Origin of the sequence: Enterovirga rhinocerotis (assembly GCF_004363955.1) — a bacterium.
In the GTDB taxonomy this organism is placed as follows: Bacteria; Pseudomonadota; Alphaproteobacteria; order Rhizobiales; family Beijerinckiaceae; genus Enterovirga; species Enterovirga rhinocerotis.
This window is the reverse complement of the sequence record NZ_SNZR01000013.1, coordinates 393874-415466: the sequence shown is the minus strand read 5'-3', so window position 1 is coordinate 415466 and position 21593 is coordinate 393874. Positions and strand designations below refer to the sequence as shown.

General features: G+C 68.9%; 22 protein-coding genes. 3 read left to right on the top strand and 19 right to left on the bottom strand.

All coding sequences use genetic code 11. The features are described from left to right. Window positions 1-71 precede the first annotated feature (71 nt). Window positions 72-1859 (top strand): mechanosensitive ion channel family protein, encoded by a 1788-nt coding sequence (locus tag EV668_RS13615; RefSeq protein ID WP_133770892.1) that lies wholly within the window; start codon window positions 72-74, stop codon window positions 1857-1859. Window positions 1860-1884: 25 nt separating this feature from the next. Here the strand turns inward: EV668_RS13615 and EV668_RS13610 are convergent, their stop codons facing one another. Genes EV668_RS13610 through EV668_RS13600 form a run of 3 tightly spaced genes read right to left on the bottom strand, consistent with a single transcriptional unit; the run spans window position 1885 to window position 4085 of the window. After that, on the bottom strand, window positions 1885-2913 hold the full coding sequence (locus tag EV668_RS13610; RefSeq protein ID WP_133770890.1) for an amino acid ABC transporter substrate-binding protein: 1029 nt from the start codon (window positions 2911-2913) through the stop codon (window positions 1885-1887). Window positions 2914-2947: 34 nt separating this feature from the next. Further along, window positions 2948-3601 (bottom strand): L,D-transpeptidase, encoded by a 654-nt coding sequence (locus tag EV668_RS13605; protein ID WP_245513163.1) that lies wholly within the window; start codon window positions 3599-3601, stop codon window positions 2948-2950. Window positions 3602-3617: 16 nt separating this feature from the next. Continuing rightward, window positions 3618-4085, bottom strand: coding sequence for a hypothetical protein (locus tag EV668_RS13600; protein WP_245513161.1), 468 nt, complete (start codon window positions 4083-4085; stop codon window positions 3618-3620). A gap of 167 nt (window positions 4086-4252) precedes the next feature. On the opposite strand from EV668_RS13600, the gene EV668_RS13595 reads away from it, so the two are divergent. Then, the gene (locus EV668_RS13595; RefSeq protein WP_133770886.1) at window positions 4253-5437 is read left to right on the top strand and encodes a fumarylacetoacetate hydrolase family protein; all 1185 of its coding nucleotides are present in this window, start codon (window positions 4253-4255) and stop codon (window positions 5435-5437) included. 4 nt (window positions 5438-5441) lie between these two features. On the opposite strand, the gene EV668_RS13590 is transcribed toward EV668_RS13595, so the two are convergent. From EV668_RS13590 to EV668_RS24815, 13 genes are all read right to left on the bottom strand, one after another. Continuing rightward, window positions 5442-6326: a transglutaminase family protein gene (locus EV668_RS13590; RefSeq protein ID WP_133770884.1), complete on the bottom strand. Its 885-nt coding sequence runs from the start codon at window positions 6324-6326 to the stop codon at window positions 5442-5444. A 16-nt stretch (window positions 6327-6342) separates the two neighbouring features. After that, a complete protein-coding gene (locus EV668_RS13585) occupies window positions 6343-6861 on the bottom strand; it encodes a DUF2937 family protein (protein ID WP_133770882.1) in 519 nt (172 codons plus the stop codon). After that, entirely contained in the window at window positions 6858-7151 is a 294-nt protein-coding gene (locus EV668_RS25355) for a hypothetical protein (RefSeq protein ID WP_133770880.1), read from the bottom strand. Before EV668_RS25355 ends, EV668_RS13585 begins: the two co-directional genes overlap by 4 nt. Window positions 7152-7172: 21 nt before the next feature. Then, a complete protein-coding gene (locus tag EV668_RS13575) occupies window positions 7173-8180 on the bottom strand; it encodes a WD40 repeat domain-containing protein (protein WP_133770878.1) in 1008 nt (335 codons plus the stop codon). 148 nt (window positions 8181-8328) lie between these two features. Next, window positions 8329-9288 carry a CobW family GTP-binding protein gene (locus tag EV668_RS13570; RefSeq protein ID WP_133770876.1) on the bottom strand — a complete coding sequence of 320 codons (960 nt, stop codon included), beginning with the start codon at window positions 9286-9288 and terminating at the stop codon, window positions 8329-8331. A 131-nt stretch (window positions 9289-9419) separates the two neighbouring features. Continuing rightward, window positions 9420-10334 carry a manganese catalase family protein gene (locus EV668_RS13565; protein ID WP_133770874.1) on the bottom strand — a complete coding sequence of 305 codons (915 nt, stop codon included), beginning with the start codon at window positions 10332-10334 and terminating at the stop codon, window positions 9420-9422. Window positions 10335-10435: 101 nt separating this feature from the next. Then, window positions 10436-11377: an SMP-30/gluconolactonase/LRE family protein gene (locus EV668_RS13560; RefSeq protein ID WP_133770872.1), complete on the bottom strand. Its 942-nt coding sequence runs from the start codon at window positions 11375-11377 to the stop codon at window positions 10436-10438. Between the two features lie 288 nt (window positions 11378-11665). Beyond that, complete coding sequence (argE, locus tag EV668_RS13555; protein WP_133770870.1) at window positions 11666-12826, bottom strand: acetylornithine deacetylase; 1161 nt, start codon at window positions 12824-12826, stop codon at window positions 11666-11668. Beyond that, complete coding sequence (gene apaG / locus EV668_RS13550; RefSeq protein ID WP_133770868.1) at window positions 12823-13215, bottom strand: Co2+/Mg2+ efflux protein ApaG; 393 nt, start codon at window positions 13213-13215, stop codon at window positions 12823-12825. Before apaG ends, argE begins: the two co-directional genes overlap by 4 nt. A 115-nt stretch (window positions 13216-13330) precedes the next feature. After that, window positions 13331-13741, bottom strand: a complete 411-nt coding sequence (locus EV668_RS13545; RefSeq protein ID WP_133772015.1) for a type II toxin-antitoxin system VapC family toxin — start codon at window positions 13739-13741, stop codon at window positions 13331-13333. 14 nt (window positions 13742-13755) lie between these two features. Then, window positions 13756-14028 (bottom strand): antitoxin, encoded by a 273-nt coding sequence (locus EV668_RS13540; RefSeq protein WP_133770866.1) that lies wholly within the window; start codon window positions 14026-14028, stop codon window positions 13756-13758. 120 nt (window positions 14029-14148) lie between these two features. After that, entirely contained in the window at window positions 14149-15966 is a 1818-nt protein-coding gene (locus EV668_RS13535; protein ID WP_133770864.1) for an ABC-F family ATP-binding cassette domain-containing protein, read from the bottom strand. Window positions 15967-15977: 11 nt separating this feature from the next. Continuing rightward, the gene (locus tag EV668_RS24815; RefSeq protein ID WP_166652461.1) at window positions 15978-16541 is read right to left on the bottom strand and encodes a biliverdin-producing heme oxygenase; all 564 of its coding nucleotides are present in this window, start codon (window positions 16539-16541) and stop codon (window positions 15978-15980) included. A 213-nt stretch (window positions 16542-16754) separates the two neighbouring features. Between EV668_RS24815 and EV668_RS24810 the strand changes: the two genes are divergently transcribed. After that, on the top strand, window positions 16755-17702 hold the full coding sequence (locus EV668_RS24810; protein ID WP_166652460.1) for a hypothetical protein: 948 nt from the start codon (window positions 16755-16757) through the stop codon (window positions 17700-17702). Window positions 17703-17743: 41 nt separating this feature from the next. Here the strand turns inward: EV668_RS24810 and EV668_RS13525 are convergent, their stop codons facing one another. The 3 genes from EV668_RS13525 to EV668_RS13515 form a co-directional block, all read right to left on the bottom strand. Then, a complete protein-coding gene (locus EV668_RS13525; RefSeq protein ID WP_133770860.1) occupies window positions 17744-19396 on the bottom strand; it encodes an acetolactate synthase large subunit in 1653 nt (550 codons plus the stop codon). Window positions 19397-19491: 95 nt separating this feature from the next. Next, entirely contained in the window at window positions 19492-20802 is a 1311-nt protein-coding gene (paaK, locus tag EV668_RS13520; protein ID WP_133770858.1) for a phenylacetate--CoA ligase PaaK, read from the bottom strand. A gap of 259 nt (window positions 20803-21061) precedes the next feature. Continuing rightward, complete coding sequence (locus tag EV668_RS13515; RefSeq protein ID WP_133770856.1) at window positions 21062-21553, bottom strand: hypothetical protein; 492 nt, start codon at window positions 21551-21553, stop codon at window positions 21062-21064. Window positions 21554-21593: the final 40 nt, after the last annotated feature.

The following is a 21593-nucleotide window of genomic DNA, read 5'->3' as shown; positions in this document are numbered from 1 at the left end:
TGTGGACAAATCGATAGGCTTCGGCAACAGCCAAGCTTGGGCGAGGATCGACGCCCGGGTGGGAGGGTAACGTGGCGGCTTCGTCTTCGGGCTCGGCGGATGCGTCCGGCTTCGTCGATCAGATGTCCCGCTTCTTCGGCACCCTCGAGACGGCGCTGACGGCTCGGCTGGAGCGCCTGTCGGCGCTCCCCGGCGAGATCTCGGCTCTGGCGAGGACCGTCGGGACCGGCGGCGTGACCTCGCACCTGTTCGCGGCGAGCGTCGCGGTGATCGCCGTCAGCCTGTCGTTCTGGCTCGCCGGGAGGATGCTGACGGCACGTGGCAGGCCGCAGCCCTGGCTGCTCGCGCTGGCGACGGCGATCATCGGCGCCGCCTGGGCCATCGTTCTCGGCGCCCTGATGGGCAGCGAGGTCGAAGCTGCCGTGGCCCGGATCTGGGCCGTCTCCACCGCGGGAGCCCTGATCCTGGCGACGGTGATCAGGGCCGTCATCGTCCAGGACGAAAGCCAGACGGATCAGCGCCGCATCGGCAACGGGCACGTCGTCGTCGCGACCTTCGCTCTCATGGCCGTGACCGTCCAGGCGACGCTCCGGCTCATGAATGCCGGCCCCGGACTTCACGATGCGGTCTCCCTCGCGGTCGGCCTCACGGTCACGATCTCGCTCTGCCTCGGCTACATCCTCAACCGGCACGCGGTCCGGAACGCGCTCCTCCACGGGCGCACGACCTCGGTCATGGAAGGGCGCCTCGCCGCGGCCTGGCCCTGGATCGCGGCCGCCCTCGTCGCGACGACGTTCGTGCTGCTCCAGATCGCCGCGACGCTGACCGGGCCGCTTCCGGGCCTCGCGGTCCTGGCATCGGTGCTGTTCCTGCTGCTCTCGCCGCATCTCGATCAGATCATCGCGCTCAAGGCGGAGGCCATCGACGGCGAGGGCTCGATCTTCCGCCAGGCCGCGCGGAGGACCGCCCGCTCGGCCTTCTGGTTCTTCGTCGTCTGTTCGCTCGGTGTCCTGTGGCTGTCTCCGCTCTCGGTCGCCATCGGCCTCCCGCGCGGCCTGATCATCATCCGCGCCCTCGACGTCGCCGTGCTCGCCCTCGCGGCGATCTATCTCTGGCATCTCGTCGGGGCGTTGGCCGAACGGACCGTCGTCGTCGCCAAGAGACCGGGCGAGGAGCCGCACCGGCCGGCGACGCGGCTTGCGACGCTGGCGCCGCTGATCACGCTCTTCGCCCAGGTGGCGATCGTCTCCCTCGCGGCCCTGTCGATCCTGATCGCGCTCGGCGTGAATGCCTGGCCTTTCGTCGCGGGACTCAGCGTCTTCGGCCTCGCCATCGGCTTCGGCTCGCAATCGCTGGTCAAGGACATCGTCTCGGGCGTGTTCTTCCTGCTCGACGACGCCTTTCGGTTCGGGGAGTATATCGAGACCAGCCAGGCCAAGGGCACGGTCGAGCGGATTTCCATCCGTTCGGTCGCGCTGCGGCACCCGCGCGGGGCGCTCGCGACGATCCCCTACGGCTCGATCGGCAAGGTGGTGAATTACAGCCGCGACTGGGTGATCGACAAGCTCGCCTTCCGGGTCGCCTTCGACACCGACCCGACCGTCGTCCGCAAGCTCTTCAAGAAGATCGGGCAGGAGATCGCCGCCGACCCCACCCTCGGGCCGGACATGCTCCAGCCCTTCAAGAGCCAGGGCGTCTTCGCCGTCGACGACGGCACGCTCGTGATCCGGGCCAAGTTCATGGCCCGGGCGGGCCATCAGTTCATGATCCGCAAGGCCATCCTCGCCGCGGTCCACAAGGGCTTCCGCGAGAACGGCATCGTGCCGGTGGCCAAGTTCCCGCTCCAGTCCTCGAACTGAAGCGGGAGACGCGCAGAGCCCCGGTCTACTTCATCGGCGGCGCGTAGAGCACGCCGCCATTCGACCAGAGCTGGTTCAGGCCGCGCGGGATGCCGAAGCGGGATTGCGAGCCGATATTGCGCTCGAACATCTCGCCGTAATGGCCGACGGCCCGCACGGCATCGAGCGCCCAGCTCTCGCCGAGACCGAGCTGCTTGCCGAAGCCGCCCTCGACGCCCGCAAAGCGGCGCACGTCCGGCTTCGCCGATTTCGGCGCATCCTCGACCGTCGCCGTGCCGATGCCGAGTTCCTCGGCGTTGACCAGCGCGAACAGGGTCCACTTGACGAGGTTGAACCAGCGGGTGTCGTCGGCCCTGACGGCCGGGCCGAGAGGCTCCTTCGAGATCACGTCGGCGAGGATCGTCGCCTCGTCGGGCTTGGCGAGGTTCAGGCGCTCGGCATAGAGCGCCGACTGGTCCGCCGTGAAGACGTCGCAACGCCCTTCGTTCAGCGCCTTCACGGCATCGGCCGGCGAGGTCACGAGCACCTCGCGATACGTCATGGAATTGGTCTTGAAGAAATCGGCGAGGTTCGGCCGGGTCGAGGTTCCGTCCTGCACGCAGATGGCCGCGCCGCCGAGTTCGAGCGCCGTGGTCGTGGGCTGCTTGCGCATGGCGAGGAAGCCCTGCCCGTCGTGATAGGCGATGCCGGCGAAGAGGAGGCCGAGTTCGGCCTCACGCTCGAAGGTCCAGGTGGAGTTGCGCGACAGCACGTCGATCTTCTTGGCCTTGAGGGCCTCGAAGCGCTCCGTCGGCGAGAGCGGGACGTAGGAGACCTTGCTCGGATCCTTGAAGATCGCCGCGGCGAGAGCCCGGCAGACATCGACGTCGAAGCCGCGCCACTCGCCCTTGGCATCCTTCTCGGAGAAGCCGGAGAGCCCCTGGCTGACGCCGCAGGAGAGGGAGCCGCGCTTCTTCACCTCGTCGAGCGTGCCGGCCGAGGCGAGGCCGGCCGATCCGAACAGCGCGGCGCCGATGGCCAGCGCGCGAAGACCTCTGATACCGAAGACGGACATGAATTTCCTCACTGGACGGGTCACGCAGGCGCGGTCAGATCTGCGCCGCGTGCCGGATGACGACCTTCGTGCCGACGGGAACGCGCGGATAGAGATCCACCACGTCCCCGTTCGCGAGGCGGAAGCAGCCCGAGGAGATGGCCTGGCCGATCGTCTCGGGCTGGTTCGTGCCGTGGATGCGATAGACGGTCGAGCCGAGATACATCGCGCGCGCCCCCATCGGGTTGCCCGGCCCGCCCGCCATGAAGCGCGGCAGATAGGGTTGGCGCGTGATCATTTCCGGCGGCGGCGTCCAGTCGGGCCATTCCGCCTTGCGCGTGACCTTGACGAGGCCCGACCACTGAAAGCCCTCGCGCCCGACGCCGATGCCGTAACGCAGCGCCCGGTTGTTGGGCATGACGAGGTAGAGGAACTTCTCGGAGGTGTGGATGACGATCGTCCCCGGCGCCTCGTTCGAGCGGAAGAAGACCATCTGCCGGGCGAAGGGCCCGCTCTTGATCGTGACTTCCTCGGTCGAGATGCGCCCGGGCTCGTCGCCGACATCCATCGTGATGCGTTCGGCCTTCGGCGAGGGAACCCGCGTCGGGCTCAGCGCGGCGAGGGGGGAGGCGAAGCCCAGCACGGCTGCCAGCACGAGGGCGGCACCCGCCGGCCGGAAGCGGTCGATCACGGAGAGGACGTCAGGCATGGAGGAGACCCTGTGTTCAGCAGCGCACGTAGATGAAGGTCCCGTAGCGCGTATTGGCATCCGGATCGACGAAGCGCATCGTCATCTCGTTCGACGACATCTCGAGGACCTCACGGTCCTGCCTGTCGCCGGGCGGGGCTGCGAAGCCGAGATAGGTCTTGCCGTCGCCGCTCCGCTTGAGCGCGAGCTCGTAGAGCTTCGGATCGTCGGCGACATGCATCATCACGCCGTCGGTCGGACCCTTCTTGATGACGTAGGCGTTCCGGCATTGGGAGCGCGCCATCGCGGTCGTGCGGGCACGGTCTTTCTCGTCGCGGTAGGAGGCGAGGCCCCAGCGTCCGACGAGGCCGTCGGACGGGATGGTCTGATAGGCGCCGCCCGCCACGGGCGAAGATGACGAAGGCAGCGAAGCCTTCTCCGTCATGCAGCCCGCAAGGCCGCCGGCCAGAACCACAACCGCGACACCCGCGGCATACCGAGCCATCATACCGCCCCCCTTCGACGCCATCGCCGATCCCTGCACTGTTCGTTAGACGACACGCCTCCGGGTCGCAACCGCCGCCCCCTGCGCCGGGGCCTCGTTGACAAGCCCCGCCGCGCCTCCGATCACTTTCGCACAAGGAGCGGCCGACGCCGCCGAGGGAGGACGCCATGCCCGAGCTGACGCTGTCGGCCGAGACCACGCTGCCGCGCGATGTCGCCGAGGCGAGCCTCGTCGGGCGCCTCTGGCAGCCCGGAATCGGGCCCTCCGTCGTGCGCCTGCGCGGCGAGGTCCTGGAGGATGTCACCAGCGCCTTCCCGACCGTGCGGGACCTCTGCGAAGCGGCGGATCCGGCCTCCGCTCTCGCCGCCGCGCCCGGGCGGGAGGTCGCCGGGATCGAGGCCGTCCTCGCCAACACGCCCGCCGCCGGGCGCGACGAGGCGAAGCCCTACCTCCTCGCCCCGATCGACCTCCAGGCGGTGAAGGCCGCCGGCGTCACCTTCGCGGTCTCGATGCTGGAGCGGGTGATCGAGGAGCGTGCCCGCGGCAATCCCGACGAGGCGGCGGCGATCCGGGCCGAGATCGTCGGGATGGTCGGAGAGGATTTCGCCAAGCTGAAGCCGGGCTCCGACGAGGCGATGCGCCTCAAGGAGAGCCTGATCGCGAAGGGCTCGTGGAGCCAGTATCTCGAGGTCGGGATCGGCCCGGATGCCGAGATCTTCTCGAAGGCGCAGGTGATGGCGGCGGTCGGCACCGGCGCCGATGCGGGCCTGCATCCGAGCTCGACCTGGAACAACCCGGAGCCCGAAATCGTGCTCGCCGTCGCGTCGGACGGACGCATCGTCGGGGCGAGCCTCGGCAACGACGTCAACCTGCGCGACATCGAGGGGCGCTCAGCCCTCCTCCTGTCGAAGGCGAAGGACAACAACGCCTCCTGCGCCATCGGCCCTTTCCTGCGCCTCTTCGACACCCGCTTCACGCTCGACGACGTGCGGGCGATGCGGGTCGACCTCGTCGTCGAGGGCGAGGACGGTTTCCGGCTGAAGGGCTTCTCGAACCTCTCGCGCATCAGCCGCGATCCGGCCGATCTCGTCGGCCAGATGCTCAACCGGCATCACCAATACCCGGACGGGGCCGTCCTCTTTCTCGGCACCCTCTTCGCGCCGACCGAGGACCGCGACGCGCCCGGCGGGGGCTTCACCCACAAGACCGGCGACGTCGTCACGATCTCGGCTCCGCAACTCGGCGCTCTCGTCAACCGGATGCGGCCGACGGACGAATGCCCGCCCTGGACCTTCGGCGCCTCGCATCTCCTGCGCAATCTCGCCGGCCGAGGATTGCTCGGCGGGGGCTGAGCCGTCACTCTACCTCTTCGGTCACCTGCACGCCGACCCACACGCCGATGTAATCGTCGGAGCGGCCGAACCACGTGCCGGACAGGGGCAGGGCCTGGCGCGGATCGCGCACCACGGCGACGCGGATGAGATCGCGGTTCCCCGCGATGCCGTTGGTCGGGTCGAAGGAGAGCCAGCCCGCGCCCGGCAGATAGATCTCGAGCCAGGCATGGGTCGCCCCGCCGCCGACATGGCCGGCTCCGCCGGACGCGTGAGAATAGATGTAGCCGGTCACGAACCGTGCCGCGAAACCGAGGGCGCGCGCCGCCTCCATCATCAGGAGCGCGAAGTCGCGGCAGGTGCCGGAGCCGAGACGCAGCGTCTCGACCGGAAGCTGCGTGCCCTCCTCGAAACGCATCTCGTAGCGGAAGGTGGACTGGATCGTCCGGGTCATCTGGACGAGGAGATCCAGCGTCGTCGTCGGGCCGTCGATCCTGACGAAGCCGCGGGCCCAGCGGTCCACCTCCCGCTCGGGATCGGGATAATGGCGCTCGATGGAGCGGGCGAGATCGGGCACCTCCTCGACCGCGTAGGAGAAGGGATAGGTGCGCGCGTAATCCTCGATCGGGAAGGCGGGCAGGTCGGTGACGTAGTGCACGAGGTCGAGCTCGCTCGCGAAATCGAGCTCCTCCGCCCGCGTATCCGGAGAGAAGGTCGCGATGGCGATCGAGTTGCCGAAGACGTCGTAGACCCAGCGGATGGTCTCCGGCTCGGGCGTGATCGCGAGGCGGGTCGCGAGGATGCGGAGGTCGTGGCTGTCGCGCGGCCGCATCATCAGCCGGTGCGGCCCGAAGCTCACGGGCGACCGGTAGCGGTAGGTGGTCCGGTGAGCCACCCGGAGCAGCGGCATGGCGCCGTCCTGTCCCTCAGGCCGAACGCAGCGACGGCTGACGGCGCCGGAACGGGTTCAGCCGCCGCGCAATGCGGGACAGGAAGATCAGGAGCCCCCAGCCCGTCGCGAACCCGGCCCCACCCATGATGAGCCCCTCCTGGGTCGCCGGCCAGGCTGGCTCGTAATCGAGATAGGTGGCGCGGGCGAGACCCGGATCGGCCTCGCGCACGAAGGTGACGAGGCGTCCGAACGAACCTTCCTCGGCGAATTTGCGCTTCTGGTCCTCCAGCCGCGCGAGGCGGGCGATCACCTCTTCCGTCGCGCGCGCCTGCCCCTGGACGACGGGGCTTGCATCCTCGCCGAGCCGCTTCAACGCCGCTTCGCGCGTGAGGCCATGCGCCTGCGCGGTGTCGTCGAACCGCACGACGACCCGCCGCAACTCGTCGATCGCACCGCCGAGGCGCTGGCGGTATTGCTGCGCGAATTCCGGCATCTGCGCCCCGGCGAGGCCGCTGAAGAGGCCTATCACCAGGGCCAGGATCCGTCCGATCATGCGCCCACTCCGAAACCTGCCTCGACAAGAGCCGACCGAAGCTCTGGTTCCCCGACCTCGGCCGCCGGCGCGGCGACCTTGGCCGCGCGGGTCTTCCCGCCCTTCGGCATGACGAGGATGACGGTCTCGGTGCCGGGACAGGCGGGATCGAGGCAGACGATCTCGCTGACCGTGATCTCGGCGCCGTCCGGCAGGGCGAGGAGCGAAGCGGCGAGCGCCTTCACCCTCTCCGCCGCCACGCGGTCGGGATCGGGGATGCCGGCGCGCTTCGCGAAAAGACCCCGCAGCATGACGGACGGCTCCTCGATCGCTCAGCCCGGCAGGGTCAGGATGCCCGCCGCGCCGTCCGCGCAGCCGAAGCCGAGCCGGCCGCCGGACTTGTCCCAGGCGAGGGCCGTCACGCCGCTGCCCTCGACGGCAGGCCGCACGAGCAGTTCGGCCCCGTCGTCGAACCGGACCATCAGCACGCAGCCATCCTCGAAGCCGATCGCGAGCACGTTGACGTTCGGATGGAAGGCCACCTTCGTGACGCGGGCATGGCGGAGGCCGCATTCGCGCGGGGCCTTGCCGGTCGGCCCTTCCTTCGAATCGAAGGGCCAGACGATGGCGGCGTCCGCGCCCGAGGTCGCGAGCCAGGCGCCGCCGAAGGACCAGGCGAAGGAGCGCGGCTTCGCGGCATAGCCGGACATCCGCATGTGGCCCTTGTCCGGCGACAGGCGCCAGCCATGCAGGGCGTTCTCCTGCATGGAGGTGACGACGAAGCGCCCGTCCGGCGACCAGGTCACGTCGAGATGCGAGCCCTTCCAGTCGAGCATCTCGGGCTTCGGCTCGAGATTCGGGTACCAGAGGGTGACGCCGTTGTAATGGGCGATGGCGAGCCGGTAGCCCTTCGGCGCGAAGGCGAGGCCCCGCGCCGTCGAAGGGACGTCGAGGGTCTTGATCCGGCCCTTGTCGTCGCAGGCGACGACCTTCCGGCCGGCACCATAGGCATAGGCGCCCGAGGGATGGAGCGCGAGCGCGTCGATCCAGGCGCCGCCGGTCTCCGCGAGGAGGGCCGTCGCCCCGTCCGGACCGGTCGCGACGACGCGCCCGTCATCGCCGCCGGTGATGAGGCGCTTGCCGTCGCAGACGGATGCGAGGATCGCGCCGTCCTCATGCGCCGCGGCACGATGCGTCGCGCCGTCCTTGGCGAGGAGGACGCCGCCGTCGCTGAGCGCGAAGGCGGCCGTGTCCTTGAGCCAGCCGAGGCCGGAGACCTCGGACCCGGCCTCGAGGGGCGTGACGGCCTCGGTGAGGGAGGGGATGGTGGCGGCGCTCACCTGCTTCTCCCCTTGCAGGAGAAGTCGGGTCGCGCGTCCGCGCGACCGGATGAGGGGCTGGCTGCAAGAGAGGGCGGGATACCCCTCACCCGGGCGCCGCTTCGCGGCTGCTCGGCCTCTCCCGCAAGGGGAGAGGCAATCCGTACCGTCACGCCGCGCACGCCCGGAACCCTTCCTCGAAAGCCTGCTTGTCGAGATCGCGGCCGATGAAGACGACGCGGCTCTCGCGCTTCTCGTCCGGGCGCCAATCGCGCTGGAGATCGCCGTCGAGGATCATGTGCACGCCCTGGAAGACGAAGCGCTTCGGCTCCTTGGGGAAGGCCACGATGCCCTTGCAGCGCAGGATGTTCGGCCCCTCGCGCTGGGTGAGGTCCGAAATCCAGGGCATGAACCTGTCGGGATCGACCTCGCCCGCCTTGAACGAGAAGGAGATCATCTCCTCGTCATGGTGGTGATGATGCCCCTCCTCGAGGAAGTCGGGCTCGACCTCCATGATGCGGTCGAGATCGAAGGCCTTGCGGTCGAGCACCTCGGCGATCGGGATGTCGCAGTTCACCGTCCGGTGGATCGTCGCCTGCGGGTTGATGGCGCGGATGCGGGCCTCGACCTCGCCCAGGGCGGCCTCGTCGACGAGATCGGCCTTGTTGAGGAGGACGACGTCCGCGAAGGCGATCTGGTTCTTGGCCTCCGGCGCGTCCTTGAGGCGCTCCGTCAGCCACTTGGCGTCGGCGACCGTGACGACGGCGTCGAGCCGGGCGCGGTCGGACACGTCCTCGTCGACGAAGAAGGTCTGCGCGACGGGAGCGGGGTCGGCGAGGCCGGTCGTCTCGACGATGATCGCGTCGAACTTCCCGCGGCGCCTCATCAGCCCCTCGATGATGCGGATGAGGTCTCCGCGCACGGTGCAGCAGATGCACCCGTTGTTCATCTCGAAGACTTCCTCGTCGGCGCCGACGACGAGGTCGTTGTCGATGCCGATCTCGCCGAACTCGTTGACGATGACGGCGTATTTTTTGCCGTGCTGCTCGGTCAGGATGCGATTGAGAAGGGTCGTCTTGCCGGCGCCGAGATAGCCGGTCAGCACGGTGACGGGGATTTTGTCGGACATGGGGCCTGCCGAATCCTTCGGGCAAGGCGTCGGCGGGGCCGACGCGCGATTGCCCGCTTATATCGCGTCCGGCAGCCCTGTTGAGAAGCCCTCGGGGAATGGCCGGCGCGCATCCCGCGCCGGCCGCACGCTCAGCGGCTCTTCTTGTAGAGCTTGTTCGCCACCTCGAAGATCTCCTCGGGCGCGTAATCCGGCGCGAAGGCCGCGTAGTTCCCGAGGAGTTCGGCCATCTTCCCGCCCTCCGGAGGCCCTTCCACGATTTCGAGGGAGCCGGGCGGATCGTCGGGAAGGGCCGCCTCGTCGTTCGACCAGATCCCGGCGGCCTCCGCGTAATCCGGTGAGCCGAACCGGTAGAGCCGCCGATGGCTGCCCTCGTCGAGATACTTCTGGCATTCGGGGATGTTGGCGAGCGGGATGTTCGGCGTCGGCAGCATCTTCTCGATCTCGACGCCGGTGATCTTCTTCAGCGCCAGCGCATAGGCATGCGCATGGACCGAGCCGCGCACGAGGAGATAGCCGCAGACCTCACGGCCCGTCGGTTCCTTCAAGGTCTCGTAGACGCGCAGCTTGTGCAGGCGCGCGCCGCATTCGAGATGGAAGTTGTGCAGGAGGTCGATGATCAGGTTGCCGGTCGTCGTCACCATGTCGACGTTCCAGGACATCGAGTTCGAGTTCACCGGCAGCGCGCCTCCGCCGGCGCTGAAGAACGACGCCGTGGAGCGGACATCCTGCATGTCCGCGAACGGTGTCTTCGAGACGTCGACATCCTCGGTCGGATCGCCGGGGCCGTTGTTCAGCATGGCGATGCCGTTCGAGACGAGCTCGACATGACCGAGTTCTTCCGTGAAGATGCTGGAGACCAGGCTATAGAAGGGCCGCAGCTTGGTCTTGTTCCGGAAGTTGAAGCTTTGGAACATGTAGTTCCCGAGCGTCGACATTTCTCCGTATTTCCCGCCGAGAAGCTCCTGGAGCGCTGCGGCGGCGTTGGGATTGGGTGCTTTCGGTTCGGGCAGGGCGGCCTGAAGCTTGTCGATCCTCATGAACATGGAAGCCTCCACGATGCGAGCGGCATCAGGGCCAAGGCTTCGATCGCGATCCTGTTCCGCTGGCCATCGGCCTGTCCGGCGAAGGACCGTGTGCCGCCGCGTCAGCCGCCGGCGGCGCCCTGCGCGTTCACGTAGAGCGCGTAGACCGACTGGCTCGCGGCCATGAACAGGCGGTTCCGCGCCGGACCGCCGAAACAGACATTGGCGCAGCGCTCGGGCAGGCGGATGCGGCCGATGGCGCGCCCGTCCGGGTTGAACACCATCACCCCGTCGAGTTCGGGCGAGCCCATGCCCCAGCCGCACCAGAGATTGCCGGCGGTATCGACGCGGAACCCGTCCGGCGTGCCGGCCGGCCCGGCATCGATCAGCACGCGCCGCCGCGTGAGCCTGCGCCCGCCCTCGGCGACGTCATAGGCGAGGATCTGCCGATGGGGCGTCGCGCGCGAGGCGACGAGGTAGAGGATGCTCTCATCGGGCGAGAAGGCGAGCCCGTTCGGTCCCGGCACGTCATCCGCGAGGCAGACGAGTTCGCGGGTCTCGGGGTCGAGCCGATAGACCCCGCCCGGCAATTCGGGCTCGGCGACCCGGCCCTCGTAATTGCCGAGGATGCCGAAGGGCGGATCGGTGAACCAGATCGAGCCGTCGCTCCTCACGACAACGTCGTTCGGTGAGTTGAGCCGCTTGCCCTCGAAGCTGTCGGCGAGGACCGTGATCGTCCCGTCCGGCTCGGTGCGGGTGAGGCGCCGGCCGTGTTCGGCCGTGACGAGGCGGCCCCGGCGGTCGCGCGTGTTCCCGTTCGCCCAGTTGGAGGGCTTGCGGAAGACCGAGACGGCGCCCGTCTCCTCGTCCCAGCGCAGGATGCGCTCGTTCGGGATGTCGCTCCAGAGAAGCTGGCGCATGTCGCCGAACCAGACCGGCCCCTCCGCCCAGCGGCAGCCCGTCGCGATCCGCTCGACCGCCGCCGAGAAGATGCGGACGGATGCGAAGCTCTCGTCGAGGATCTCGATGGCGGGATCGGGATAGAAGCTCGCCGGCTGCCACATGGGGTGTCCTCCTGTTTTGTTATGATGCCCTGTCTCTGACGACAGCCAAAGGCTCCCCCTCCCCTGGCGGGCTATGGAATTCACTCATCGTCGAAAGACAGCTCGCACTGCGATGTGTGAATGCCGTAGGCCACAAAGGAAAGGTTTGGACCGAAGGTCCGGCGTGGGGTGATGACCGGCCTCCTCCGGCCCGACGTCCATCATGACCGGGGGCGGATTTCACCCCACCCCGCCGGCTTCGCCGTCGACCCTGCCCCCTCCAGGGTTGGAGGGCAACCTCGCCAAAGCCTATTCCGCCATCCGCGCGATGAGGCGGCCGAGGAACGCCTCGCCGTCCGCCAGCGCGTCGAGCGCGATATATTCGTCCGCCTGATGCGCCTGGTCGATCGAGCCCGGCCCGCAGACGATGGTCGGGATGCCGGCCGCCTGGAAATGGCCGGCCTCGGTGCCGAAGGGCACCGTCGTCGTCGCATTCGCGCCGACGAGATCGAGGACGAGCCGCTCGGCGGTCGATCCGGGATCGGGCGCGAGACCCGGCACCAGGATCTCCCACTCGGTCTCGATGCGGCCATAGGCGCCGTGACGGTTCAGCCGGTCCCGCGCGACGCGCTCGCTCGCGGCCTTGAAGCGCTCGGGGATCTCGTTCGGATCGAGATCGGGCAGGCCGCGGAACTCCCAGTTGAACCAGCAGAGCCGGGCCAGGATGTTGCGGGCGTTGCCGCCCTCGACCTGCCCGACATGGACGGTCGTATAGGACGGATCGAAGCGGCCGGACGGATCGCCCCGCGCGACCATCTCGTCGGCGATGCGGTTCAGTTCGGCCATCAGCTCCGCCGCCGCCATCACGGCCGAGGCGCCGAGTTCGGGCTTCGCGGAATGGGCCTCATGGCCGTGAACGCGGGTCAGGAACGTCGCGACGCTCTTATGCGCATCGACGGCGGCGAGTTCGGTCGGCTCGCCGACGATCGCCGCCGCCGGCAGCGGCAGGTCGCGCCCGAAGCGCGCGATGGCGTCGTTGGCACCGAGGCAGGTCGTCTCCTCGTCGTAGGAGAGGCAGATGTGGATCGGCCGCTTCAGCCCGGCCTTCAGCATGGCCGGCACGGCGGCGAGGCAGAGGGCGTCGAACCCCTTCATGTCGACCGCGCCGCGGCCGATCGCGCGGCCGCCCTCGACGCGCAGACGGAAGGGATCGCCCGTCCAGGCCTGTCCCGCGACCGGCACGCAATCCGTGTGGCCCGAGAGCACGACGCCGCCCTCCGCACGCGGTCCGACCGTCGCGAGCAAGGCCGCCTTGTCGCCCGCCGCGTTCGGGTGGCGCGAGACCTCGACGCCGAGCCCCGCGAGATAATCCGAGACGAAGTCGATCAGGTCGAGATTGGAACGGCTGCTCTCCGTGTCGAAGGCGACGAGGCGTTCGAGCAGGGGGATCGACGTCGGGGAAGAGGTCAATGGATCACGCGCTTCACGAAGGGGCTGTCGAGCGCGAAGGCGGGGATCTCGGCCTTGAAGGCCTCGCCCGTCTCGAGCAGCATCAGATAGGAGCCCTGCATCGTGCCGTCGGGCGTCGTGAGCGGGCAGCCGCTCGTATAGGTGAAGCTCTCGCCCGGCCCGAGCACGGGCTGCTTGCCGACGACCCCGGCCCCCTTGACCTGCTGGAAGCGGCCCAGGCCGTCGATGATGGTCCATTGCCGGGATTCCAGTTGGACCCGATCCTCGGACAGATTGGTGATCTCGACCGTGTAGGCGAAGAAGAACTTGCCCTTCTCGGGCTGCGATTCCTCCTCGACGAAGCGAGGCTCGACGGTCACCCGGATCCCCCGGGTTTCGGCCCTGTACATGGCGGCTTTCCTGTCCGCTGAGAGGTAGGACCCGGCGCGGGCGCTCGTCAACGCCGGGCTGCGCGAGACCCGCGACGGGCGCATGGCGGCAAGACCTATGCCGGGAAACACGGGCTCATCGAACGCGACCGGCTTCGGAGGCCAGCCAGTTTTCGACCTTGAGCCCGCCGATCCGGCCGAACTCGCCGGTATTCGCCGTCACCAGAGTCGCCCCGGTCGCGCAGGCATGCGCGGCGATCAGGTAGTCGTTCGGCCCGATCGGCCGTCCGGCCGACTCAAGCTCGGCGCGGATGCCGGCATATGCCGTATCCGCGGGGACATCCAAGGCCAGCGGCGGGATCTCCTTCAGCACGGCCTCGACACGCTCGATCAATCTTGCAGATCCGCGCTTCGCTGCGCCGAAGCGCAGTTCGGCGGCAGTGACGATGCTGACGGCGAGCCCCTTCTCGCCGATCTCCGCGATGTGCTGAGCAACCGTCCCGGCCGGGTTCCGGATCAGGTCGGACACGATGTTCGTATCGAGCATGTATCGGGGCGCGGTCAAAGGTCGACATCCTTCAACGGCAGCAATCCTTCGTCGATGTCGGGGAAGTCGTCCTCCGGCCCGAGAGGCGGCTCCAGCGCCCATTGTGCAAGCAGGCCGACGAGCCCTGCGCTCCTGCCCACCGGCTCGATGATCAGCCGGTCGCCTTCGGTAATGACCCGAACCTTGTCACCGGGAGCACCGAAGCCGGGCGGGATGCGGACGGCGAGGCTGCGGTTGTTGCGGAAGATGGTCGTTTCGCGCGGCGGGACGGGATCGGGCTGGGGCATGAGACCTCCGATCGGGATATCCCTATGTATATGCCACGATCGGCCAGGCCGCAATCGACATGCTTGCCCGTTGCCTTGGCATGATCCATCCCGACTGTGCGATCGAGCAGGCTCCGCCGCTCAGCCGATCTCCTCGCGGAGGATCTCGAGTTCGAGCCATTCCGTCTCCGCCGCCTCGAGTTCGGCGGCCTTGGCCGCGAGCCCGTCGGAGAACTTGGCGAAGGTCGCCGGATCGCGCGAGAACAGCGCGGGATCGGCGAGCTTCTCCTGGATCGCCGCGATCTGGCGCGCCAGCGTCTCGATCCGGCCCGGCAGCGTCTTGAGCGCATGCTGCTGGTTGAAGTTGAGACGGCGGCGGCCATCGGCGGCCGGAGCCGCCTTCTCCGCTGCCGGCTTCGCCGCCCTGGCGGGCGCGGCGGCAGGCGCGGGCGCCTCGCGGGCGAGATCGGCACCGCGCTGGGCCAGCATGTCCGTGTAGCCGCCGGCATATTCCAGCCAGCGGCCCTTGCCCTCCGGCACGATCACGCTCGTCGCGATGCGGTCGAGGAAGTCGCGGTCGTGGCTGATGAGGAGGATGGTGCCGGCATAATCGGCCAGCATCTCCTCCAGCACGTCCAGCGTCTCGAGATCGAGATCGTTGGTCGGCTCGTCGAGGACGAGAAGGTTCGAGGGCTTCGCGAGCGCCCGCGCCAGCATCACCCGCGCCCGTTCGCCGCCCGACAGCACCCGCAGCGGCGTGCGGACCTGCTCCGGAGAGAACAGGAAGTCCTTCAGGTAGCCGACGACATGCTTCGGCTGCCCGCCGATCATCACCGTGTCGCCGCGCCCGCCCGTCAGCGCCTCGGCGAGCGTCGCGTCGGGATCGAGGCTGTCGCGATGCTGGTCGAGCGCGACGGTCTCGAGCCCGGTGCCGAGGCGCACGCTGCCCTCCTGCGGCGCGGTCTCGCCGGTGAGAAGCTTGATCAGCGTCGTCTTGCCGGCCCCGTTCGGGCCCACGATCCCGACCCGGTCGCCGCGATGGATGCGCGTCGAGAAGCCCTCGACGATCGGGCGTTCCTCATAGGCGAAGGACACCCCCTTCGCCTCCATCACCAGCGTGCCGGAGGCCTCGGCCTCCGAGGCCTGGGCGGCGAGGGTCCCGGTCGCGCGACGCGCGGTGCGGCGCTGGGATCGCAGATCCTGCAGCGCCTCCATCCGGCGCACGTTGCGCTTGCGGCGCGCGGTGACGCCGTAGCGGACCCAGTGTTCCTCGGCGAGGATCTTGCGGTCGAGCTTGTGCCGCTCGGCCTCCTCCTCGGCATAGACCTGGTCGCGCCAGGCCTCGAATTCGGCGAAGCCGCGCTCGACCCGCCGCGTGCGGCCGCGGTCGAGCCAGGTCGTGGAGCGCGAGAGGTTCGACAGGAAGCGGCGGTCGTGGCTGATCAGAACGAGGGCCGAGCGGCTCGCCTTCAGCTCCTGTTCGAGCCACTCGATCGTCGGCAGGTCGAGATGGTTCGTCGGCTCGTCGAGGAGGACGATATCCGGCTCCGGCGCGAGGGTGCGGGCGAGCGCCGCCCGGCGCGCCTCCCCGCCGGAGAGGTCGCCCGGACGTTCCTCGCCCGACAGACCGAGCGATTCGACGAGGAGCCGCGCCCGGTACGCATCGTCGGCCGGCCCGAGACCGGCCTCGACATAGGAGAGCACGGTCTCGTGGCCCGCCATGTCGGGCTCCTGGGCGAGGTAGCGGATCGTCGCGCCGGGCTGGACGAAGCGGACGCCGCGATCCGGCTCGACGAGCCCGGCCGCGATCTTGAGCAGGGTCGACTTGCCCGATCCGTTCCGCCCGACGAGGCAGACGCGCTCGCCCGGCGCGACCGACAGGTCGGCCGATTCGAGCAGCGGCGTCCCGCCGAAGGTGAGGCCGACGCCCTGGAGCGTCAGCAGGGGCGGAGCCGCCATCCGGGCGCCGATCAGGCCGCGATCGGCAGGGGACGGGCGACGAGATGCGCCTGCATGGCCGCGAAGGTCCGGTCGGCCGAGGCGATCACCCGGTCGTCATGGGCGGGGTCGGACCGCTCGTCGAGCGCGGCGCAGAACGCACGCCAGCGGCGCATCGTGTCCTTGCCCTCGCCGGAGAAGAAGGCGTTGCCGGTCTCGGCATCGAGGCCGAGGCGCTTCTCCACCTCGCGCGCGATGACGAGGCCGCCGAGGGTCGAGCCCTCGATCACATAGGCCGCGCCGAGGGCATCGGCGAGGTCGACGAGGACGATGGAGGTGGCCTCCGGGCCGGGTTCGACGCCGAGCGCGGCGAGGTCGCGCGCCAGACGCAGGGACCGGCCGGGAAAGGTGCCGAACGGCGTTCCCTCGAGATAGGGCTGGGCCGCCGTCTCGTAGCCCGCATGAAAGGAATGAAGACTGCGCAGGAGGCCGCCATAGGCCTCGCGGGAGACGAGGCCGGATTGCATGTCGAACGCGGCCTCGATCGAATCGTGGGCGGCGCGGGTTTCAGTCTTGAGGCGGAGATGCAGGCTCATGGAGGGTCTCGTGGCGAATAAGGCCCTCATAGGGCGCCGAATCTCCACCGTCACCCCACCGAAACGCGAGGCCGACCTGAATTCCGGCCTCCTGGCGCCGTCCTTGCTTGACCGTATCGGGGTGCGCACGGGTCCCGATCCGTACGGCGAACGGTAACGGATCGGTAAACGGGCGTGGTTATCGCTTTCTGAACGACCGGCCGGGAATTCCCGATGAGCACCAGCAAATTCACCTCCCGCTTCCGCCGCCGTAGCCCGGCGGATCACCCGACGCCCGCTGCGCCGAGCCCGGCCGACGACGCGTCCGCCGCGTCCGAGCCGAAGCCGGCCGCGGCACCCTCCCGCCTGATCGAGATCGAACGGCCGAAGCCCGGCTCCGGCGCGGCGGCTGGCCAGCCGTCCCGTCACGCCTACCGCCTCCCCGCCGCCGCCGCGGCGGCGGTGATCCTGGCCCTGGGTGCCGGATACGGGCTCGGGAGCGGTTTCAAATCCGGCGCCGGCCCCGACCAGACCACCGCGAGGCTCGCCGAGACGGCCGCAGCCGACTTCAAGGCCGCCCAGGGCCAGATCGGTCAGCTCACGGCCGAACTGCAATCTCTGCGCGACTCGCTGACGCGGTTCGCGAGCGAGCGCGATGCATCGCGCGGGGAGATCCTGGCGCGCCAGAGCAACCTGTCCGATCGCCTCGAGCGCTCGGCCGCCGAGAGCGCGGCGCGAATCGGGCGCCTCGCGGAGCAGCTCGACCGGATCGAGAAGGCTCGGACGGAGCCCGCCCGCACCGCCTCCGCGGACGCGCCGGCACGGCAGGACAAGCCGGAGCGCGTCGCCGACAAGCCGGACAAGGCAGAAGCGCTCGCCTCGATCCGGCCCCTGCCTCCGCAGAAGCCCGCCCCGGACGTGTCGCAGACCGGCAGCATCGGCGAGGCGAAGCCGGTCCACGCTGCGGCGCGGCCCGATTTCGATCCGCGCAAGACGCCGCTCGAGGGCTATGTCGTGCGCGATTACGACGAAGGCTTCGCGCTGGTCGAGAGCCGCTCGGGCCGCCTGTTCGATCTCGCGGTCGGCTACAACCTGCCCGGGATCGGCCGGGTGTCGTCGATCGAGCGCCGCGGCCGCCAATGGGTCGTCATCACGCCGAAGGGCTTCATCGGCGAGCGCTGAGAGGCCGGCATCCGGCCTCGAGAACATGCCGTTGGCGGGCTCTAGACGGCCGCCGGCTCGCCGACCTTCTCGCGCAATTCGTCGACCAGCACGCGGATGTTCTCCGAGTAGTCGATCGGCACCGCGACGAGATGGACGCCGCCCGCCGCGAAGGCGGCGTCGAGGGTCGGGGCGAAATCCTCGACCGAGCCGACGCGGTGGCCGGTCGCGCCATAGGCCTCGGCATAGGTGACGAAATCCGGGTTGCCGAAGGTCATGCCGTAATCGGCGAAGCGGTCGACGGCCTGTTTCCAGCGGATCATGCCATAGGCCGAATCGTCGAGGATCAGCACGACGAGGTTGAGCTTGAGCCGGATCGCCGTCTCGAGCTCCTGGCTGTTCATCATGAAGCCGCCATCGCCGCAGACGGCCAGCACCCGCTTCGTCGGGTTGAGGAGGGCCGCCATCATGGCGGAAGGGAGCCCTGCCCCCATGGTCGCGAGGGCGTTGTCGAGGAGGAGCGTGTTGGCCTTGGTCGTGCGGTAGTTCCGCGCGAACCAGATCTTGTACATGCCGTTGTCGAGACAGACGATCCCGTCCTCCGGGATGACGGACCGCACGTCGTGGACGATTCGCTGGGGCGTCGGCGGGAAGCGGGCTTCCTCGGCGCGATCGGCCAGCCGCGCGAGGATGCGCTCGCGGAGCGGCAGGAGCGCCGAGGCGTTGGGAAGGCGTCCTTCCAGGCTGTCGGCCAGAACCTTCAGGGTCCGGCCGAGGTCGCCGACGACCTCCTGGTCCGGGTGGTAGACCTCCTCCACGGTCGCGGGCGTGTAGCTGACATGGATGACCTTCGGGCCGCCGTGCCGCGCCATCAGGAAGGGCGGCTTCTCGACCGTGTCGTGGCCGATGGCGATGATGAGGTCGGCCTGGTCGATCGCCTCGTGGACGTAGTCGCGCTCCGACAGGGCGGCGGTGCCCATATAGAGGTTCGACCCGCCGGCGACCGTGCCCTTGCCCATCTGCGTGGTGAAGAAGGGGATGCGGGTGCGCAGCACGAAACCGCCGAGATCCAGCGTCGAGCGCGGCCGGCTCGCGGCGGCGCCGAGCATGATGAGGGGGCGCTCCGCCGCCATGATCATCTCGGCCGCGCGCTCGATCGCCTGCGGATGAGCCACCGGGATCTCGATCGGATGAGAGGGCACGAGCGGCACGTCGGCCTCCTCGGCGGCGATGTCCTCCGGCAGCTCCAGCAGGACCGGCCCCGGCCTCTCCTCCATCGCGACCCGGAAGGCGTCGCGCACGATGGTCGGGATCGAGGCCGCCGACACGATCTGCCGCGCCGCCTTGGTGATCGGCTTCATCGAGCCGATCACGTCGACGATCTGGAACCGCGCCTGGCGTGAGGACAGGATGCCCTTCTGGCCGGTGAGGATGATCATCGGCATGGCGCCGAGATGGGCATAGGCGGCGCCCGTCGAGAAGTTGAGCGCGCCCGGCCCCAGCGTCGAGATGCAGACGCCCGGCTTCCCGGTGAGCCGCCCATGCGTCGCCGCCATGAAGGCCGCCGCCTGCTCGTGCCGCGTCAGGACGAGTTCGATCGACGAGTTGCGCAGCGATTCGACGACGTCGAGATTCTCCTCGCCGGGAATGCCGAAGACGCGGTCGACGCCTTCGTTCTCGAGGGCCCGGACGAGAAGATCGGAGCCTTTCGGCATCGTTTGTCCTTTCCTGCCGGCGACGAGCGCGGCGATGCGCAAGGCTACGCCTTCGCGCCGGGGCAGGCCAGATGCGGGCTATGGCGGCAGGAGCGTCACCCCCTCGGCCGGCTGTCCTGCACCCGCTTCGCCTTGCCGACCGAACGCTCCAGGGAGCCGGGATCGGCGATGCGGACGATGCTGCTCACCCCGACGACGCTCTTGATGTGGTGCGCGAGTTCCTTCGCCGAGGCCGAGCGGGCTTCGGCCGCCGTCGACGCCTCCTGCGCCTCGACATGGACCGTCATCACGTCGAGCCGCTCGGCCTTCGTCAGCTCGATCAGGAAATGCGGCGCGAGGCCCCGGCATTTCAGGATCTGCTCCTCGATCTGCGTCGGGAACACGTTCACGCCGCGCAGGATGATCATGTCGTCGGAGCGGCCGGTGATCTTCTCGATGCGGCGCATCGAGCGGGCCGTGCCGGGCAGGAGGCGCGTCAGGTCGCGCGTGCGGTAGCGGATGATCGGCATCGCCTCCTTGGTCAGGGAGGTGAAGACGAGTTCGCCCCGCTCGCCGTCCGGCAGCACGCGGCCGGTCTCGGGATCGACGATCTCGGGATAGAAATGGTCCTCCCAGACGTGCAGGCCGTCCTTCGTCTCGACGCATTCGTTGGCGACGCCGGGTCCCATCACCTCGGACAGGCCGTAGATGTCGACGGCATGCATGTCGAAATGCAGCTCGATCTCGCCGCGCATCGCGTTCGTCCAGGGCTCGGCCCCGAAGATGCCGACGGCGAGCGAGGTCGAGCGCGGATCGACGCCCTGGCGCCGGAACTCGTCGAGGATCGAGAGCATGTAGGACGGCGTCACCATGATGACGCGGGGCTTGAAGTCCTGGATGAGCGTGACCTGCCGCTCGGTCATGCCGCCCGAGACCGGGACGACCGTGCAGCCGAGCCTCTCCGCCCCGTAATGGGCGCCGAGCCCGCCGGTGAAGAGCCCATAGCCATAGGCGATGTGGACGACGTCGCCCGGCCTCCCGCCCGAGGCGCGGATCGAGCGGGCCATGACCTCCGACCAGACCTCGATGTCGCCCTTGGTGTAGCCGACGACGGTGGGCTTACCGGTGGTGCCGGAGGACGCATGGATGCGCGCCAGCCTCTCGCGCGGCACGGCGAGCATGCCGAACGGATAGGTGTCGCGCAGGTCCGTCTTCACCGTGAAGGGGAATTTCGCGAGATCGGCGAGCGAGCGGAGATCGTCGGGATGGATTCCCGCCGCATCGAATTTCGCGCGATAGAAGGGCGCGTTCGCATAGGCGTGGGCGAGCGTCGTTCGGAGACGGTCGAGCTGCAGCGCCGCGATCTCGTCGCGGGACGCGGTCTCGATCCGGTCGAGTTCGCCGGGGCGCGGTGACAGATCGTCCATCTTGGGTCTTCCTCCGCGCCCTTTCTGGACGCTCGGGTCCCGATCGAGCAAGGCCGCATCGCAGCGGCTCCGACTATTGGCCGATGGGTCGCCCCGCCGTCCCTCAGGCTGCCGGAAGGACGCCGCGGCGTTCCAGGGCACCTTCGCCCGATAGAGCCGCAGGAACGGCGCCGGGACAGTAGGATCCGAAGGGCGGCATTCGACCCGGCGCCTCGTGAACGCGGGGCCGAGAACCCCGCCCGCCGGCGCCGGATTGCCTTTACGGCTGCGGAGGCGGGGGTATGGGCGGAGAGCTTAGCGTCGTATCTGAGAACGCGGACGCCACCCGCTCCAAAAGCGTGCGGTCCTCACAGAGGACCTCAAACCAACTGCTATCGACTGCAATGACCCTGATCCAGGGAAGATCGTCGCCATCCTGACGGAAGCCAGCGAACTCGCCCCAAATCACCTGGTCGGTGCGGCCGGCGATTTCCAGCAGACGAGAACCCGGTACTTTTCTGCCTGCAGATGCAACAGCGTCAAGCTCGGCTCCGCCTACGCCTGTCGCCATGACGCCCTCGTCATAGAACAACTCTTTGCGCGTTCCGTAGGATAGCGCTCCTTGATATCCTCCCACGCCGGAAACGGTCCACTGCCACGATAATGGCTCTGTCCCGAGCGCTCTGAGAACATGGCGAAGATCGAACGCCAGCCCTCCCCCCTCTCGATGCTCGTCGTTGATCCAAAGCTGCCACAGACGCACGGCGCGCATCATTCTCGTCCCGTTTGAAGCGCGAGTATACGACGCTTCA

What these genes read in the sequence shown, in the direction of transcription:
- EV668_RS13610 (WP_133770890.1), bottom strand. Translation starts at nt 2,913, where the DNA reads ATGTCCGTCTTCGGTATCAGAGGTCTTCGCGCGCTGGCCATCGGCGCC.
- EV668_RS13605 (WP_245513163.1), bottom strand. Translation starts at nt 3,601, where the DNA reads ATGCCTGACGTCCTCTCCGTGATCGACCGCTTCCGGCCGGCGGGTGCC.
- EV668_RS13600 (WP_245513161.1), bottom strand. Translation starts at nt 4,085, where the DNA reads ATGGCTCGGTATGCCGCGGGTGTCGCGGTTGTGGTTCTGGCCGGCGGC.
- EV668_RS13595 (WP_133770886.1), top strand. Translation starts at nt 4,253, where the DNA reads ATGCCCGAGCTGACGCTGTCGGCCGAGACCACGCTGCCGCGCGATGTC.
- EV668_RS13590 (WP_133770884.1), bottom strand. Translation starts at nt 6,326, where the DNA reads ATGCCGCTGCTCCGGGTGGCTCACCGGACCACCTACCGCTACCGGTCG.
- EV668_RS13585 (WP_133770882.1), bottom strand. Translation starts at nt 6,861, where the DNA reads ATGATCGGACGGATCCTGGCCCTGGTGATAGGCCTCTTCAGCGGCCTC.
- EV668_RS25355 (WP_133770880.1), bottom strand. Translation starts at nt 7,151, where the DNA reads ATGCTGCGGGGTCTTTTCGCGAAGCGCGCCGGCATCCCCGATCCCGAC.
- EV668_RS13570 (WP_133770876.1), bottom strand. Translation starts at nt 9,288, where the DNA reads ATGTCCGACAAAATCCCCGTCACCGTGCTGACCGGCTATCTCGGCGCC.
- EV668_RS13565 (WP_133770874.1), bottom strand. Translation starts at nt 10,334, where the DNA reads ATGTTCATGAGGATCGACAAGCTTCAGGCCGCCCTGCCCGAACCGAAA.
- EV668_RS13560 (WP_133770872.1), bottom strand. Translation starts at nt 11,377, where the DNA reads ATGTGGCAGCCGGCGAGCTTCTATCCCGATCCCGCCATCGAGATCCTC.
- apaG (WP_133770868.1), bottom strand. Translation starts at nt 13,215, where the DNA reads ATGTACAGGGCCGAAACCCGGGGGATCCGGGTGACCGTCGAGCCTCGC.
- EV668_RS13545 (WP_133772015.1), bottom strand. Translation starts at nt 13,741, where the DNA reads ATGCTCGATACGAACATCGTGTCCGACCTGATCCGGAACCCGGCCGGG.
- EV668_RS13540 (WP_133770866.1), bottom strand. Translation starts at nt 14,028, where the DNA reads ATGCCCCAGCCCGATCCCGTCCCGCCGCGCGAAACGACCATCTTCCGC.
- EV668_RS13535 (WP_133770864.1), bottom strand. Translation starts at nt 15,966, where the DNA reads ATGGCGGCTCCGCCCCTGCTGACGCTCCAGGGCGTCGGCCTCACCTTC.
- EV668_RS24815 (WP_166652461.1), bottom strand. Translation starts at nt 16,541, where the DNA reads ATGAGCCTGCATCTCCGCCTCAAGACTGAAACCCGCGCCGCCCACGAT.
- EV668_RS24810 (WP_166652460.1), top strand. Translation starts at nt 16,755, where the DNA reads ATGAGCACCAGCAAATTCACCTCCCGCTTCCGCCGCCGTAGCCCGGCG.
- EV668_RS13525 (WP_133770860.1), bottom strand. Translation starts at nt 19,396, where the DNA reads ATGCCGAAAGGCTCCGATCTTCTCGTCCGGGCCCTCGAGAACGAAGGC.
- paaK (WP_133770858.1), bottom strand. Translation starts at nt 20,802, where the DNA reads ATGGACGATCTGTCACCGCGCCCCGGCGAACTCGACCGGATCGAGACC.
- EV668_RS13515 (WP_133770856.1), bottom strand. Translation starts at nt 21,553, where the DNA reads ATGCGCGCCGTGCGTCTGTGGCAGCTTTGGATCAACGACGAGCATCGA.